The 14,834-nt window shown below is 72.3% G+C and carries 12 protein-coding genes; 2 read left to right on the top strand and 10 right to left on the bottom strand.

Annotated elements, in window-relative coordinates:
* Positions 1 to 45: 45 nt before the first annotated feature.
* Both FBZ33_RS02980 and FBZ33_RS02975 read right to left on the bottom strand, forming a co-directional pair.
* On the bottom strand, positions 46 to 978 hold the full coding sequence (locus FBZ33_RS02980) for a Ppx/GppA phosphatase family protein (protein ID WP_141912365.1): 933 nt from the start codon (positions 976 to 978) through the stop codon (positions 46 to 48).
* A 22-nt stretch (positions 979 to 1,000) separates the two neighbouring features.
* A complete protein-coding gene (locus FBZ33_RS02975; protein WP_141907914.1) occupies positions 1,001 to 2,041 on the bottom strand; it encodes a helix-turn-helix transcriptional regulator in 1,041 nt (346 codons plus the stop codon).
* A gap of 98 nt (positions 2,042 to 2,139) precedes the next feature.
* Here FBZ33_RS02975 and FBZ33_RS02970 point away from each other — a divergent pair, with 98 nt between their 5' ends.
* The gene (locus FBZ33_RS02970) at positions 2,140 to 3,030 is read left to right on the top strand and encodes a PHB depolymerase family esterase (RefSeq protein WP_255508699.1); all 891 of its coding nucleotides are present in this window, start codon (positions 2,140 to 2,142) and stop codon (positions 3,028 to 3,030) included.
* Between the two features lies 1 nt (position 3,031).
* Here FBZ33_RS02970 and FBZ33_RS02965 read toward each other — a convergent pair whose 3' ends face one another.
* Genes FBZ33_RS02965 through eno form a run of 4 tightly spaced genes read right to left on the bottom strand, consistent with a single transcriptional unit; the run spans position 3,032 to position 6,105 of the window.
* Positions 3,032 to 3,568: an amino-acid N-acetyltransferase gene (locus tag FBZ33_RS02965; RefSeq protein WP_088946236.1), complete on the bottom strand. Its 537-nt coding sequence runs from the start codon at positions 3,566 to 3,568 to the stop codon at positions 3,032 to 3,034.
* The gene (locus tag FBZ33_RS02960; RefSeq protein ID WP_141907913.1) at positions 3,565 to 4,122 is read right to left on the bottom strand and encodes a DUF501 domain-containing protein; all 558 of its coding nucleotides are present in this window, start codon (positions 4,120 to 4,122) and stop codon (positions 3,565 to 3,567) included. Before FBZ33_RS02960 ends, FBZ33_RS02965 begins: the two co-directional genes overlap by 4 nt.
* 28 nt (positions 4,123 to 4,150) lie before the next feature.
* Positions 4,151 to 4,789 carry a septum formation initiator family protein gene (locus FBZ33_RS02955; RefSeq protein ID WP_099857014.1) on the bottom strand — a complete coding sequence of 213 codons (639 nt, stop codon included), beginning with the start codon at positions 4,787 to 4,789 and terminating at the stop codon, positions 4,151 to 4,153.
* Positions 4,790 to 4,821: 32 nt separating this feature from the next.
* Complete coding sequence (gene eno / locus FBZ33_RS02950) at positions 4,822 to 6,105, bottom strand: phosphopyruvate hydratase (RefSeq protein WP_088946234.1); 1,284 nt, start codon at positions 6,103 to 6,105, stop codon at positions 4,822 to 4,824.
* A gap of 213 nt (positions 6,106 to 6,318) precedes the next feature.
* Between eno and FBZ33_RS02945 the strand changes: the two genes are divergently transcribed.
* The gene (locus FBZ33_RS02945; protein WP_141907912.1) at positions 6,319 to 7,011 is read left to right on the top strand and encodes a hypothetical protein; all 693 of its coding nucleotides are present in this window, start codon (positions 6,319 to 6,321) and stop codon (positions 7,009 to 7,011) included.
* A gap of 127 nt (positions 7,012 to 7,138) precedes the next feature.
* Here the strand turns inward: FBZ33_RS02945 and FBZ33_RS02940 are convergent, their stop codons facing one another.
* The 4 genes from FBZ33_RS02940 to mfd form a co-directional block, all read right to left on the bottom strand.
* Positions 7,139 to 8,758 (bottom strand): DUF885 domain-containing protein, encoded by a 1,620-nt coding sequence (locus tag FBZ33_RS02940; RefSeq protein WP_141907911.1) that lies wholly within the window; start codon positions 8,756 to 8,758, stop codon positions 7,139 to 7,141.
* Between the two features lie 139 nt (positions 8,759 to 8,897).
* Positions 8,898 to 9,875 carry a nucleoside triphosphate pyrophosphohydrolase gene (locus FBZ33_RS02935; protein WP_141907910.1) on the bottom strand — a complete coding sequence of 326 codons (978 nt, stop codon included), beginning with the start codon at positions 9,873 to 9,875 and terminating at the stop codon, positions 8,898 to 8,900.
* A gap of 2 nt (positions 9,876 to 9,877) precedes the next feature.
* Positions 9,878 to 10,726 carry a hypothetical protein gene (locus FBZ33_RS02930; RefSeq protein ID WP_141907909.1) on the bottom strand — a complete coding sequence of 283 codons (849 nt, stop codon included), beginning with the start codon at positions 10,724 to 10,726 and terminating at the stop codon, positions 9,878 to 9,880.
* A 76-nt stretch (positions 10,727 to 10,802) separates the two neighbouring features.
* Positions 10,803 to 14,516, bottom strand: a complete 3,714-nt coding sequence (gene mfd / locus FBZ33_RS02925; protein ID WP_141907908.1) for a transcription-repair coupling factor — start codon at positions 14,514 to 14,516, stop codon at positions 10,803 to 10,805.
* Between the last annotated feature and the right edge of the window lie 318 nt (positions 14,517 to 14,834).

Genomic DNA, 14,834 nt, shown 5'->3' with positions numbered 1-14,834 from the left:
TATCCGCCCTGCTGGGACACCGCGACTTTCAGGAAACCGAGTCGATCAAATGGCCAGGCTCCAGGCGATGCCGTCGAGGATGTCGTGCTCGGAGGCGACCACCGACGGCATCCCGGCCCGCTCCATGATCACGCGAAGCACCAGCGCGCCGGCGCCGATCACGTCGGCCCGGCCCGGGTGCATCACCGGGTTCGCCAACCGCTGCTCACGGGTCTGGCTCAGCAGCTCCGCGGTCACCTGGGCGACCGCCTCGTACGACACCCGGGCGTGGTGGATGCGCTCCGGGTCGTACTCCCGCAGGCCCTGCGCGAGGGCGACCACTGTGGTGACCGACCCGGCGAGACCGACCAGGGTTGCCGCCTCGCGGCCGGGCACCACGGCGAGCGCCCGGTCGACGGCGGCCGCGATGTCGGCCTGCGCGGCGGCGACCTGCTCGGGCGTCGGCGGGTCACCGGGTAGGTGCCGTTCGGTCATCCGGACGCAGCCGATGTCCACCGAGATGGCCGCGCGCACGCCGGCGGCCCGGTCACCGACCACGAACTCGGTGGAGCCTCCGCCGATGTCGACGACCAGGAACGGCGCCTTCGCGTCGGCCGGGAGCCCGCGCACCGCGCCGGTGAACGACAGTCGGGCCTCCTCGTCGCCGGTGACCACCTCGGGCGCGACGCCGAGGGTGCGCTGCACCATCTCGGTGAAGTCGGCGGCGTTGGCGGCGTCGCGGGAGGCGGAGGTGGCACACATGCGGACCCGCTCGGCACCCAACTTCTCGATGTCGGCGGCGTACGACGCGAGCGCCACCCGGGTCCGTTCGATCGCCTCCGGTGCCAGCCGACCGGTGCGGTCCACACCCTGGCCGAGCCGGACGATCTCCATCCGGCGGGTCAGGTCGACCAGCGGCGCCTGCGGCCCGGCCGACTCCCCGGGCAGGTCGGCGACCAGCAGTCGGATCGAGTTGGTCCCGCAGTCGATGGCCGCCACTCGCGTCGTCACGGCAGCAACCTTACGGCAGGGCGGGCGGCCACCCGGCTGCCTGGGCGGCCGACGGACCCGCCTCGGACGTGTCGCCCGGCAGCCCTCGCAGCAGGTTCGCGCCGAGCGCCGTCAGGTGGTGTCGCACCGACCCGCCGTCCCGCTCGCTGGCCACCAGGCCGGTGGCCCTCAGCGCGGTGGCGTGCTCCGAGGCCGAGGAGAGGCTGATCCCGACGGCCCGGGACAGCACCGTGGTGGTCATCCCGCCGTCGGCCGCGAGTTGGCGCAGGACCAGCGCCCGGGTGGCGCCGAGCAACCGGCCGAGGGGATCGCCCTCGGCGGTGGCCCCGCGCGGAGGCATCAGCGCCGGGTAGACGAGCAGGATCGGGCGATCCGGCTCGACCAGCACCCGGGGCCGGGGGCCGGCCAGCGGGGAGGGCAGCAGGATGAGCCCGTGGCCGGTGCCGGGCAGTTCGCCGTCCCACCACGTCCGCACCTCCAGCACCGGCTCCCGCCACCGGATGGCCGGGTGCAGGCCCGCGAAGAGGCTGGCCAGGCCGTGCTGCGCCAGCCGTTGACTGGCGCAGGTCACCTGCTGGCGGTACGCGGACACCAGATCGGGCCAGTGCGGCGCGAGGACGGCGTCGAACCAGGTGCGGACGGCCCCGCCGAACAGGTCGAGCATCTCCGGGTCGGCTGCGGCGAACCGCCGCCGCAGCGGGGTGGCGGCCACGTCCGCGTACGCCGCGCCGACCTCGGCGCGTACCCGTCGTGCCGGGGTCGCCTGAATCGCCTCCAGACCGGCGGCGACCGACTCCGCACCGGCGAAGGGGGTGACGAAGTCCGGCAGGCGCCCCCGTGCCGGCAGCAGGTGCCGCAGAACCGCGGTGGCGGCCTGGGCGGCTCCTGTGCTCTCCAGCGCTGCCGCCCGCTCGGCCAGCGTCGGCGCCATCGCCGCCACCGTCGGATCCCGCAGCCACTGGCCGGCCAGCAGCGCGGTGCCAACCGGGTGCAGCCGGGCACCGAACCGCACCCGGCAGAGATCCGCCGGCCCGAGATGGAGGCGAAGCATGGAAAACAGCCTGCCGTCCTTCGCCCAGGACCGAAAGGGTTGATCCACAATCCGACGCCCTCCAGGGTGGACGGCGGGGTCGACGGGGGGTGGCCGGCGTGCGGCGGACGGTGGCAGTGTTGACGGGGCTCTGCCTCATGGTCGTGGCCGCGGCTTGTGGTGAGCGGGGGCAACCCTCGTCGGCCCCGACCGCCGCTCCCTCCGCGTCGACCAAACGCCCGGCGGCGGGCGACCACGAGCTCACTCTGACGCACAACGGGGTCGAGCGCACCTACCTGCTGCACGCACCGCCCGGCTACGACCCGGGCAGGCCGTCCGCGCTGGTCATCGCGCTGCACTTCTATCCCGGGACCGGCTCTGCGATGAGGGAGCTGGCGGGCCTTGAGGCCAAGGCTGACAAGGACAACGTGCTGGTCGCGTACCCCGACGGCGTGGGCGGAGGCTTCAACGCGCTGGTCTGCTGCGGCAGCCAGGACGACGTCGGGTTCCTCACCGCTCTCACCGCTCACCTGGTGCAGACCTGGCACGCGGACCCGAACCAGGTCTTCCTCACCGGCATCTCCAACGGCGGCGACATGAGCTTCCGGGCGGCGGTGGAGAGCACCGGCACGTACGCCGCGATCGGGGTGGTCAGCGGCGGTTACAGCGGGAAGCTGACCACGGCCGACAGCTACGTGCCGAAGAGCCCCGTCTCCGTGATCACCTTCATCGGCGGCCAGGACCGGTACGCGTCGACCTTCCAGACCGGCGTGCAGACCTGGCAGCAGCGGCTCTCCTGCCGGCCGAGCCCGAAGGCGGCCGGGGTGCCGGGTGTGACGCACACGGTGGCGAGCTGCGCGGACGGCAGCGAGGTCAGCGTCTGGACCCTGCCCGAGATGGGCCACAGTTGGCCGGGGGCGACAGCCGGTCAGCTCGCCGCGTCCTCCGCCGGGCTGTCGGCCACCGACCTGATGTGGGAGTTCTTCGCGACGCACCCCCGCAAGGCCTGACCTACAGGCGCAGCAGCATCCGGGTGTTGCCCAGCGTGTTCGGCTTGACCCGCTCCAGGTCCAGGAACTGCGCGACACCCTCGTCGTACGAGCGCAGCAACTGCTCGTACACCTGGCGAGGCACCGGTGCGCCGTCGATCTCCTGGAAGCCGAACGCGCCGAAGAACCGCGTCTCGAAGGTGAGCGCGAAGATCCGGGCCACGCCCAGCTCCCGGGCCGCGTCGATCAGCTCCCCCACCAGCCGGTGCCCGATCCGCTGGCCCCGGCAGGACGGGTCCACAGCGACAGTGCGGATCTCGGCCAGGTCCTCCCACATCACGTGCAGCGCGCCGCAGCCCACCACGACGCCGTCGTCGGCGCGGACCGCCACCCGGAACTCCTGCACGTCCTCGTAGAGGGTGACGGTGGCCTTGCTCAGCAGCCGACGGTCGTCGGTGTAGGTGTCCACCAGCCGCCGGATGCCCCGTACGTCCCCGGTGCGGGCCCGCCGCACCACGATCTGACTCTCGGACGCCGAGGACTCGGCCGGCGCGTTCATTCGCCCGCCGGGACGTCCACGCACGGACCGGCCGACCACCACGGCTCGACCAGCGCCAACGTCTCGTCGCCGAACGGGTTCACGCCCGGGCCGGCGCCCAGGGCGTGCCCCAGGTGCACGTGCAGGCACTTCACCCGGCCCGGCATCCCGCCGGCCGAGATTCCGGCGATCTCCGGCACCTCACCGACCGCCTCCCGGCGGGCGAGGTAGTCCTCGTGCGCGGCACGGTAGTGCGCGGCCAGCTCCGGGTCCGTCGTCAGCCGGTCCACCATCTCCTTCATCAGCCCCGCCGACTCCAGCCGGCTGCACGCCGCGGTGGCCCGGGGGCAGGTCAGGTAGAAAAGCGTCGGAAACGGGGTGCCGTCGGCGAGGCGGGGGGTCGTCTCCACCACGTCCGGGAGGCCGCACGGGCATCGGTGGGCGACCGCCCGGGTGCCCCGGGGCGTCCGGCCGAGCTGCGCGGCCACCGCGGCCAGGTCGGCCTCCGTGGCCGGCTCCCGCTGCGGCAGAGGTACGGAATCCGCCGCCGGCTCCGACGGTGGTACGACAGTCACGGTCTCTCCTGGTGCGTCGATCGGTGGATCACTTGCCCGGCTGCTGGCTGTCGGCTGCCTGCACGCTCGACCAGAGCGTGTCGTACCAGGTCGACGGTCCCGCCGGGGCGGCCGAACCGGCCGACTTCCCGGCGTCCCGGGCGGCGCCCTCCGGGTCGTGCAGCACCACCATCATCTTCTCGCCCGGCTCGCCCATGAAGAACCGCTCCCGAGCCTGCGTCTTGATGTACTCGTCGTCGTTCCAGTTGGCAGCCTCGGCCTCGAGCTTGGCGATCTCCGCCGCCTGCACCGCCTGGGCCGCCTCCATCCGCTCGATGTCGGCCTGCTGGTCCAGGTAGACCCGGACCGGGTACGTGTAGGCCAGCGCGAGCGCGATCAGGACCGCGAACAGCACTGTGGCCCGGCCGGTGAAGCGACGGGGGTGGGGCGCGGCGAGCCGCTTCACGCCTGCGCCGGCTGCGGTACGCCGAGCGGCGGCCGGACGATTCGCCGAGCGAACGCCCTCGGCGCCCCGGGCAGCACCCGGCGCCCGACCAGCGGCGCGGGGGTCGGCGCGTACGCCGGCCTCCCGGACCGATCCCCGCGTGGCGCGGCCACCACCCGGCCGACCGGACTGACCCGGTCGGCGGGCGGGACGCTGACCACCCGGTGTGCGGCGCTGCTGCATCGTCACACCCCTCCCCCGAGGCTTCGCGCGTCTCAGGCCGAACGGTAGCGCGGGAACGCGCCGGCGCCGGCGTAGCGCGCCGCGTCGGCCAGCTCCTCCTCGATCCGGAGCAGCTGGTTGTACTTCGCGACGCGGTCCGAGCGGGCCGGCGCGCCGGTCTTGATCTGGCCGCAGCCGGTGGCCACCGCCAGGTCGGCGATGGTGGTGTCCTCGGTCTCGCCGGAACGGTGGCTCATCATGCACTTGAAGCCGGCCCGGTGGGCCAGGTCCACCGCGTCCAGCGTCTCGGTCAGCGAGCCGATCTGGTTGACCTTGACCAGGACCGCGTTCGCCGACTTCTCCGCGATGCCGCGGGCGATGCGCTGCGGGTTGGTCACGAACAGGTCGTCGCCGACGATCTGCACCCGGTCGCCGATCGAGGCGGTCAGCGTCTGCCAGCCGCTCCAGTCGTCCTCGGCCAGCGGGTCCTCGATCGACACGATCGGGTAGTCACCGGCCAGCTTGGTGTAGTAGTTGCTCATCTCCTCGGCGGACTTCGCGGAACCCTCGAAGGTGTAGGTGCCGTTGTCGAAGAACTCCGTGGCTGCCACGTCGAGCGCGAACACGATGTCGGTGCCCAGCCGGTAACCGGCCTTCTCGACCGCCTCGGCGATCAGGTCCAGGGCCGCCGCGTTGGTCGGCAGGTTCGGGGCGAAGCCGCCCTCGTCGCCGAGCCCGGTGGACAGGCCCTTCTTCTTCAGCACCGACTTGAGGGCGTGGTAGACCTCCGCGCCGGAGCGCAGCGCCTCACGGAAGGTGGGGGCGCCGATCGGGGCGACCATGAATTCCTGGATGTCGACGTTCGAGTCGGCGTGCGCGCCACCGTTGAGGATGTTCATCATCGGCACCGGCAGGAGGTGCGCGTTCGGGCCGCCCAGGTAACGGAAGAGGCTCAGCTCGGCGCTGCCGGCAGCGGCCTTCGCCACCGCGAGGGAAACCCCGAGGATGGCGTTCGCGCCCAGCTCCGACTTGCTGTCGGTGCCGTCGATGTCGAGCATCTTCTGGTCGATGAGCCGCTGCTCGCTGGCCTCGTACCCGATGATCTGGTCGACGATCTTGTCCTCGACGTTGGAGACCGCCTTCTCCACGCCCTTGCCCTGGTAGCGGTCGGCGTCACCGTCGCGCAGCTCGATCGCCTCGAAGGCGCCGGTGGAGGCGCCGGAGGGCACGGCCGCGCGGGCCACCGTGCCGTCGTCCAGGCCGACCTCGACCTCGACCGTCGGGTTGCCCCGCGAGTCGAGAATCTCCCGGGCGACGATTCCCTCGATGGTTGCCACTGAGTCGCTCCTCGTTGTTGTGATCCGGTCCGTGGGTGGGCCGCGACGGTGCGGCTGAGGCAGGTGTTGAACGCAGCGTATCGGGCGGCGCGAACGGGCACGGCGTCGCCCGCGCACCCGAGTCGGCCCGCACTGACGGACATTCCCGGATTTCCGGGCGTCAACCGGCAACGGGTTTGCGCTGCGCGGACCGTATCCACCAGGCTGGTCGCCATGCCCGCCGCCTCGACCACCCTCCGCATGCTCGCCGTGTCGGTCATCGCGTCGCTCACGGTCACCGGCTGTCAGACATTCGAGGACGCCGGAGTCGCCATGGGTCGCTCGGAACTCGTCAACGACCTCGCCGCCCGCCTCGACCGCGCGCTGGAGTTGACCTACTCGGCCGACTACCAGTTGCCCGGCGGCCAGAGCGCCGCGATCGCGCAGGCGCAGGACCCGGCCCGCTCCGCGTACACCTACCCCGGAGGTCGACTCACCGTCACCCCCGAGGCCGTCACCCGGTGTACGACGACCGGCGCCCGCCCGCAGTGCACGGTCGTCGCCCCGCCCACCCCGGGTGGCAAACCCACAGTGACCCTCTTCGGTGAGGCCAACCAGCAGGGTCTGGTCACGCCGCCGGTGGTGATCGGGCTGCTGACCGCCGCCGCTCTCGACCCGCAGGCGGTCATCAAGCAGAGCGACACCACCGTCGCAGGGCACCACGCCGCCTGCGTCGAGGTGCAGGGCTCGTCCGGCGACTTCACCGCCTGCGTGACCACTGAGGGCGTGCTGGGCAGCTTCACCGGGCCGGTCGACGGCAAGCCGATGGAGCTGACGCTGAGCCGCTACTCCGCGACCGTGGACAAGGACGCGTTCGACCCGCCGGCCGGCGCCGGCGTCGTGGACCGCCGCCCAGGCGGATCGTGACCGCGGTCTCAAGATCCGCACAAGTTCGGGGAAGTTGCTGCCTCCGGGGCGCTGAAGGCAGCAACATCCGAGAAGTTGTGCGGAGCTTGAGGCGGGACGCGGTGACCGGCGCGGGCGCCGGTGTTGCTCAGACCCCGAGCAGGGTGCGCAGGTGGCGCGGGGGCGGGCAGTCGTGGGCGAGCATCGCGTCGTGCCAGTCGCGCACCGACACGCCGACCGGGCGGGCGGCGGCGATCTCGGCCATCTCGCTGTACCCGACGAAGTAGGTGGAGAGCTGGGTGGAGGTGAGCAACGACCGGCGCCACTTGCCGGCCGCCTCGCCCTCCTCCTGGAAGCCGCGCCCGGTCATCAACGCCATCGCGTCGGCCTCTGGCAGGTCGTCGGCGTGCACCAACTGGTCGAGCAGGGCGTTGATGGTCATCCGGAGCTGCATCTTGAGCTGCTGCAACCGCACCGGCAGACCGCCGTAGCCGAGGCCGGTCATCAGCTCCTCGGTGTAGACCGCCCAGCCCTCGATGAACGGGCCGGACTCGGCCAGGGCCCGGACCCGGGTGCCACCGACGTAGCGGCGGGCGTGGGCGAGCTGGAGGAAGTGCCCCGGCATCGCCTCGTGCACGGTCAGGTTGCGGATCATGTGGTCGTTGTACTCGCGGTAGAACGACTCCACCCGCTGCGCCGGCCAGTCCGATGGGGTGGGCGCGATGCAGTAGAAGGTGGGCACGGCCGCGGTCTCCAACGGGCCGGGCGCGTCGCAGTAGGCCACCGCGACACCCCGGGCGAACTCCGGCATCTCCTGGATCACGCACCGGTCGTCGACCAGGGTGACCAGGTCGTGCGCGCGGACGAAGTCGGTCGCCTCGTCCAAGGTCACCCCCGCCAGGTCGACGATCGTCGCGTCGTCCGGGTGTTCGGCGGCGAGCACGTCCAGCGCCCGGCGGACGGCCGCGTCGTCGGCCGGGCCGCCGACCAGCTCGACGGCCGCCTCGCGGATCTCCGCGGTGACCCGGTCCAGGTTGGCCCAGGCGCGGCGCTGGATCTCGGCGGCGCCCAGCTCGGTGTCGAGGGTGTGCCAGAGCCGGGCCTCCCAGCGGCGGCGGCCCAGCCGCGGGTCCCGCCCCGGGCCGCCGTCGGCGGCCAGGCCGGCGCGTAGCCACGCGACGAACTCCTCCAGCGCGGCGATCGCCGCCGTGGCCGCCGGCTCGACCCGGTCGAGGGCGCTCGGGGCCTGGGCGAGCAGCGGCGGCAGCTCGTCGCGGATCAGCGCGGCCGTGCCGGCGAACTGGCCTACCGCCGTCTCCGCGTGGATCCGCGGCATGTCCCGCAGCGTCGCGCGGGCGGTGGCGAGGGCGTCCGGTACGGCGGCGAGCCGGCCGGCCAGCTGGGTCAGCCGCACCTCCGCCGGGGCGTACGGGCGGGCCAGCAGCGGGTGCAGGAGCGCGCCGGGGTTGTGGCGCAGCGGATCCCACTCGTGCGACCGGATCTCGGTCAGCTCGAACAGCTCCCGGTCCACGAATGAGCTGAGCAGCGCGTGGTCGACCTGCTCTTCCACGTCGAGCGAGTCCGGGTCCAGTTCGGACAGGGCGTTGGCCGCGTCGGAGAGCATCGCCCGGTCGGCGGCCAGCGCGTCGACGGACAGGTCCGGCAGCCGGTCGTCGAACCGGTGGTCCCCGGCAGCGGTGGCAACCCCCGGCCGTGACTCCAGCAGTGCCTCGACAACCCGCTCAGCTAATACCCCAAACGCCTCCACCCGGCCCACCCTACCGACCGGCCCACCCACAGCCACCTGTTACGTCGATCATGAAGTTATTGCCGTCGACCTCGGCGTGTCGTGGCAACAACTTCATGATCAACGCGGGTCTGGGGGGTGGGGGGTGGGGGGTGGGGGTTTAGGTGGGTGGGCTTTCGGCGGTTCGGATGGCCTCTGCGTAGGCCAGGGTGGCGCGGCGCAGGGCCGCTTCCGGGTCGATGCCCGCCTCGCGGGCCGCCGCTACCGTTGCCAGGAGGCTCGCGCCCAACCTTGCTTCGGCGTCCACCTGGGTGTCCGCCAACGGCGGTGGGACCTCGATGCCCCTGCGGGCGGCGCGCTTCAGGATCTGTGCGGCCAGGGCCAGGGCGGGCTGGCTCAGGGCCACGCCGTCCAGCACCGAGTCGCGTGCCTTCTCAGCGCGCTTGATCCGCTCCCAGTTCTCGGTGATGTCCTCCAGAGTGCCCGCCTCGGCACCCGCGAAGACATGCGGATTGCGCCGGATCATCTTGTCGACCAGGCCACCGGCCACGTCGTCGATGGTCCACCGCTCGTCCTCGGGCAACTCCTCGGCGAGCCGCGCGTGCAGCACCACCTGCAACAGGACGTCACCCAACTCCTCGCGGAGCGCGTCGGTGTCGTCGGCGCTGATCGCGTCGTACGCCTCGTAGCTCTCCTCCAGCAGATAACCGGCGAGGCTGCGGTGCGTCTGCGCGCGTTTCCACGGGTCGCCGCCCGGGGAGGCCAGGCGGTCCATCACGGCCACCGCGTCGAGCAGTCGGGCGCCCGGCGGATCCCACGAGCCGTACATCAGCTCCATCTCGGCCAACCCCGGCTGCCGGGCCAACCGCAGACCCAACTCACGGGCCAGCGCCTCGTCGCCCGCCGGACCGGCCAACCACACCACAGTGCCGTGCGTCGCCACCGCATCCAGCAACGGCTGCGTCGCCGGCCCGTCCACCACTGTGACCTCGGCGCCCGCCTGGCGCACGGCCGTGACCAGCTCGGTCTCCGCGCCGGTCAACACCGGGTGCTGGCGTACGACATCCCAGGCGGCGGAGGTCAGCAGGCCGGCGGGCAACCGGGGTGAGGTGACCAGGAGGACGATCCGTGCCGACATGCTCAGCTGGCCGTGCCCTCGTCGCTCGGGGGCGTGGCCGCGTCGCTCGGGGCCGTTGCGTCGTCGCTCGGGTTGGCACCCGACGGAAGCGGATCCGGGGTGGAGATGTCGGTGACGGTGCCCGACTTCTCCAGGTAGGGAAGGCTGTACCTGCCGAAGCCCCCGTTCGGCACCTGGAGCAGGGCCGGAATCTCCAGCGCGGAGTAGCGCGGGTTGAGCGAGACGTCCTCCCGCTCCACCTCTGCCTCGAACGCCGCGCTGAGGGCCACCACCGCGGCCACCTGCGGGGCGATGGCCGGATCGGCGAACGCCGAACGCTGCTGCTCGACCGTCCAGCCGGCCGGGGCCACCTCGCCCTCCACCATCTTGGCGTAGACGACCGACCGCAGCTCGTCGGTCAGCTCGGCCGGCGGCAGACCCGCCTGGAGGGCGAGGAAGAGGTTGTACCAGTCAGCGGCGAGCTTCGCGTACTCGGAGCCAGGAGCTCCGAAACTCTTGCCCAACTCGTCGGCTTTGAGCTGGTCCTGGACCGGGATCTTCTTCTCCGCGACGATCCGCTTGGCCAGGTCGATGCCGACGAGCAGGTTGAGCATGTCCTGTGGGGTCGCGTCGATCCGGAGCATCTCCGGCGAGGGAGACGCGGACGGCCCGTTCTGCTGCTGGAACGCCGCCCGGGCGGTCGTCTCGTACTTCGCCTGGGCCTCGGCGTGGATCTCGTCGACCCGTTGCACCGAATAAGTGGTGTCACCGACGTACGCGGCGACCCCCGGTGCGGACTTACCGCAGGCAGCGAGGGAGAGGACACCCAGGGCCGCGACGCTGGCGGCGGCGATCACACGGCGAGCACGCATGCCCGTCACTCTCTCATGCCCTCTCCCGTGCTGTGACGGCCCCCACCTCACCGAGCTTCCAGTTCACCGCGGCGCGTCACCCGGCCGCACCTGACCCGGCCGCGACGGCGAGCGGAGCGGGGGCACCGAGCACATCGGAGAGCAACTGCGCGCACCACTGCAACAGCGCCTGGTCACGCAGCGGCTCCCCGCCGATCCGACGGGTGCTCGGCCGAGGCACGCTGACCTGGTCGGTGGCCTGCTTGTAGACGGCGTCCGGGTGGTAGCGCTTGAGCCGCATCTGCTTCGAATCCGGCAACGGCAACGGGCCGAACCGCACGTGCTTGCCCTGCATCGACACGTCGGTGAGGCCGTACCGGCGGGCCAGCAGGCGGAACCGGGCCACCTCCACCAGGTTCTGCACCGGGGCCGGCGGCTCGCCGTACCGGTCGGTCATCTCGGCGACCACCTCGGTCAGCCGCTCCTCGTCCCGCGCCTCGGCGAGCTTGCGGTACATCTCCAGGCGCAGCCGCTCCACGCTCACGTAGTCGTGCGGCAGGTGCGCGTCGATCGGCAGGTCGATCTTGACGTCGGGCTCGTCCTCCGACCGCTCACCCTTGAACGCGGAGACCGCCTCGCCGACCATCCGCACGTACAGGTCGAAGCCGACGCCCTCGATGTGCCCGGACTGCTCACCGCCGAGCAGGTTGCCGGCGCCGCGGATCTCCAGGTCCTTCATCGCCACGTACATGCCGGCGCCCAACTCGGTGTGCTGCGCGATGGTCGCCAGCCGCTCGTGGGCGTGCTCGGTGAGCGGCTTCTCCGGCGGGTAGAGGAAGTAGGCGTACGCCCGCTCCCGGCCCCGGCCGACCCGGCCACGAATCTGGTGCAGCTGGGCCAGGCCGAGCAGGTCGGCCCGCTCCACGATCAGCGTGTTGGCGTTGGGGATGTCGATGCCCGACTCCACGATCGTGGTGCAGACCAGGACGTCGAACTCCTTCTCCCAGAAGCCGACCATGACCTTCTCCAGAGCGTCCTCACCCATCTGGCCGTGCGCCACCGCGACCCGCGCCTCGGGCACCAGCTCCCGCAGTCGCCGCGCCGCCCGGTCGATCGACTCGACCCGGTTGTGCAGGTAGAAGACCTGCCCGTCGCGGAGCAACTCGCGGTGGATGGACGCCGCCACCTGCCGGTCGTCCTGCGCGCCGACGAAGGTGAGCACCGGGTGCCGCTCCTCCGGTGGGGTGGCGATGGTGGACATCTCCCGGATGCCGGTGATCGCCATCTCCAGGGTGCGCGGGATCGGGGTGGCCGACATGCTCAGCACGTCGACCGACGCGCGCAGCGTCTTCAGGTGCTCCTTGTGCTCGACACCGAAGCGCTGCTCCTCGTCGACGACCACCAGGCCCAACTGCTTGAACCGGGTCGCGGTCTGGAGCAGCCGGTGGGTGCCGATGACGATGTCGACGGTGCCGTCGGCGACCATCTCCAGCGTCCGCTCGGTCTCCTTCGGGGTCTGGAACCTCGACAGCTGCCGGATCTCCACCGGGAACTGGCTCATCCGCTCGGCGAACGTGTTGTAGTGCTGCTGCACCAGCAGCGTGGTCGGCACCAGCACCGCCACCTGCTTGCCGTCCTGCACGGCCTTGAACGCCGCCCGGACCGCGATCTCGGTCTTGCCGTAGCCGACGTCGCCGCAGATCAGCCGGTCCATCGGGACGGTCTGCTCCATGTCCCGCTTGACCTCGTCGATCGCGGCGAGCTGGTCCGGCGTCTCCTGCCAGGGGAAGGCGTCCTCCAACTCCCGCTGCCAGGGGGTGTCCGGGCCGAACGAGTGGCCCTTGGACGCCTTGCGGGCGGCGTAGAGCTGGATGAGCTGCGCGGCGATCTCCCGCACCGCCTTACGGGCCCGGGCCTTGGACTTCTGCCAGTCCGAGCCGCCCATCTTGTGCAGTGTCGGCTGCTCGCCGCCCACGTAACGGGAGAGCTGGTCGAGCTGGTCCGTGGGGACGAACAGGCGGTCGCCGGGCTGACCACGCTTGCTGGCCGCGTACTCGATCACCAGGTATTCGCGGCTGGCCCCGTTGACGGTGCGCTGCACCAGCTCGACGTAGCGGCCGATGCCGTGCTGCTCGTGCACGACGTGGTCGCCGGCCTTCAGCTCCAGCGGGTCGATGGTGTTGCGCCGCCGGCTCGGCATCTTGCGCATGTCCCGCGTCGAGGTGCCCCGACCGCCGGTCACGTCGTTGCCGGTCAACAGCACGAAACGGGACGCCTCGTCGACGAACCCGCTGCTCAGCGCACCGCAGGTGACCACCAGCTCACCGGCGACCGGCGCAGTCGGCACCTCCTCGGTCAACCGGGCGCCCAGCCCGGCGTCGCGCAGCACCTCCACCGCCCGCTGGGCGGGGCCGTGGCCTTCGAAGACCAGCGCGATCGACCAGCCCTCGCCGGCCCAGCGCTTGAGGTCGTCGACCACCCGGCTGGTCTCGCCGTGGTAGAGCGGGGCCGGCTGGGCGGCGAGGGTCACAGCGATGGCGTCGTCCGGGGTGACCGCAGCCTGCTCCGGCGCGTCCTCCCAGGGCTGCCGCGTCTCCGCGGTCTCCGCCTCGACCATAATTCGGCCTCCGCGCCGGGAGCCGGCACTCCGGACCGAATGAGGGTCGTCCACAAGCCCGAACGGGGACAGCGTCCACCACGGCTGGCCGAGTTTGCCGGCTGTGGCGCGCACCTCGCCGAGAGTGCGGAAGGCGGCGGCGCCGACGTCCACCGGGGCCTGGCCGCCGACCGCAGCGGCGGCCCAGCTGGCCTGGAGAAACTCCTCCGAGGTACGCACCAGGTCGTGCGCCCGGGTGCGGATGCGCTCCGGGTCGCAGAGCAGCACGTGGGTGCCGGACGGCATCGCGTCCAGCAGCAGCTCCAGCGAGTCGGGACCGACCAGCACCGGCGCCAGCGACTCCATCCCCTCCACCGGGATGCCCTCGGCCAGCTTGTCGAGGATCTCCGCCAACTCGGGGTGCTGCTCGGCCAGCGCGGCGGCCCGGTCACGGACCTCCGGGGTCAGCAGCAACTCCCGGCAGGGCGGTGCCCACAGCAGCGGAACCTGCTCGATGGTCCGCTGGTCGGCGACGGCGAAGGTGCGGATCTCCTCCACCTCGTCGCCCCAGAACTCGACCCGGGACGGGTGCTCGTCGGTGGGCGGGAAGACGTCCAGGATGCCGCCGCGCACGGCGAACTCGCCGCGCTTGGTGACCAGGTCGACCCGGGCGTACGCCATGTCGATCAGCCGGCGGGCGACCTCCTCCAGGTCGGCCTCCTCACCGGCGGCGAGCTGCACCGGCTCCAGATCGCCGAGCCCCTTGAGCTGCGGTTGGAGCAGCGAACGGACCGGAGCCACGACCACCCGCAGAGGCCCGGCGCTCCCGTGCGCGTCGGCAGCCTCCGGGTGCGCCAACCGGCGCAGCACGGCCAGCCGTCGGCCCACCGTGTCCGAGCGTGGCGACAGCCGCTCGTGCGGCAGCGTCTCCCAGGAGGGGAAGACCACCACCTGCTCCGCCGGCAGCAACCCACCCAGCGCGGCGGCCAGGTCGTCGGCCTCCCGGCTGGTGGCGGTCACCGCGAGCACGGGTCGCCCGGCCCCACCCCCGGTGCCGTCGGGGTCGGCCGCGACCGCAGCGACCGCGAATGGGCGCAACGCCGCAGGGGCGGTTATGTCGAGGCCGTCGACCTGGGCGGCACCGGAGCGCGCCAGGTCACGCGCCCGGGTCAGCCCGGGGTCGGCCAGGGCGGCGGAGAACAGACCGGTGAGCAAGGGAATCCTTCCCGGGGATCGACGCACACGACGGCGGCCCCTCGTCCAGCCGGACGGGGGGTGCACGACGACAAGCCTATCCCCGTCCACCGACACACACCCCCTTCCGCTCAGGTCCACGCCGCGCGGCGCGCGGCACCCCGCCCGCGCACCCCCTCGACCCAGGTCCACGCCCCGCACCCAAGCCCGCGCACGCCGCCTTCGCCCAGGTCAGCGCCCCACACCCCACTGCCCACACCCCCACTGCCCACACCCCCACGGCCCACACCCCCACGACCCGCACCCCGCGCCGCGCACCCTCAGCCCAGGCCCGCGCCT

Origin of the sequence: Micromonospora sp. A202, from assembly GCF_006715105.1 — a bacterium.
GTDB classification, from domain to species: domain Bacteria; phylum Actinomycetota; class Actinomycetes; order Mycobacteriales; family Micromonosporaceae; genus Micromonospora; species Micromonospora zamorensis.
Note: the sequence above shows the minus strand (reverse complement) of the source record. Positions and strands in the feature narration are given on the sequence as shown.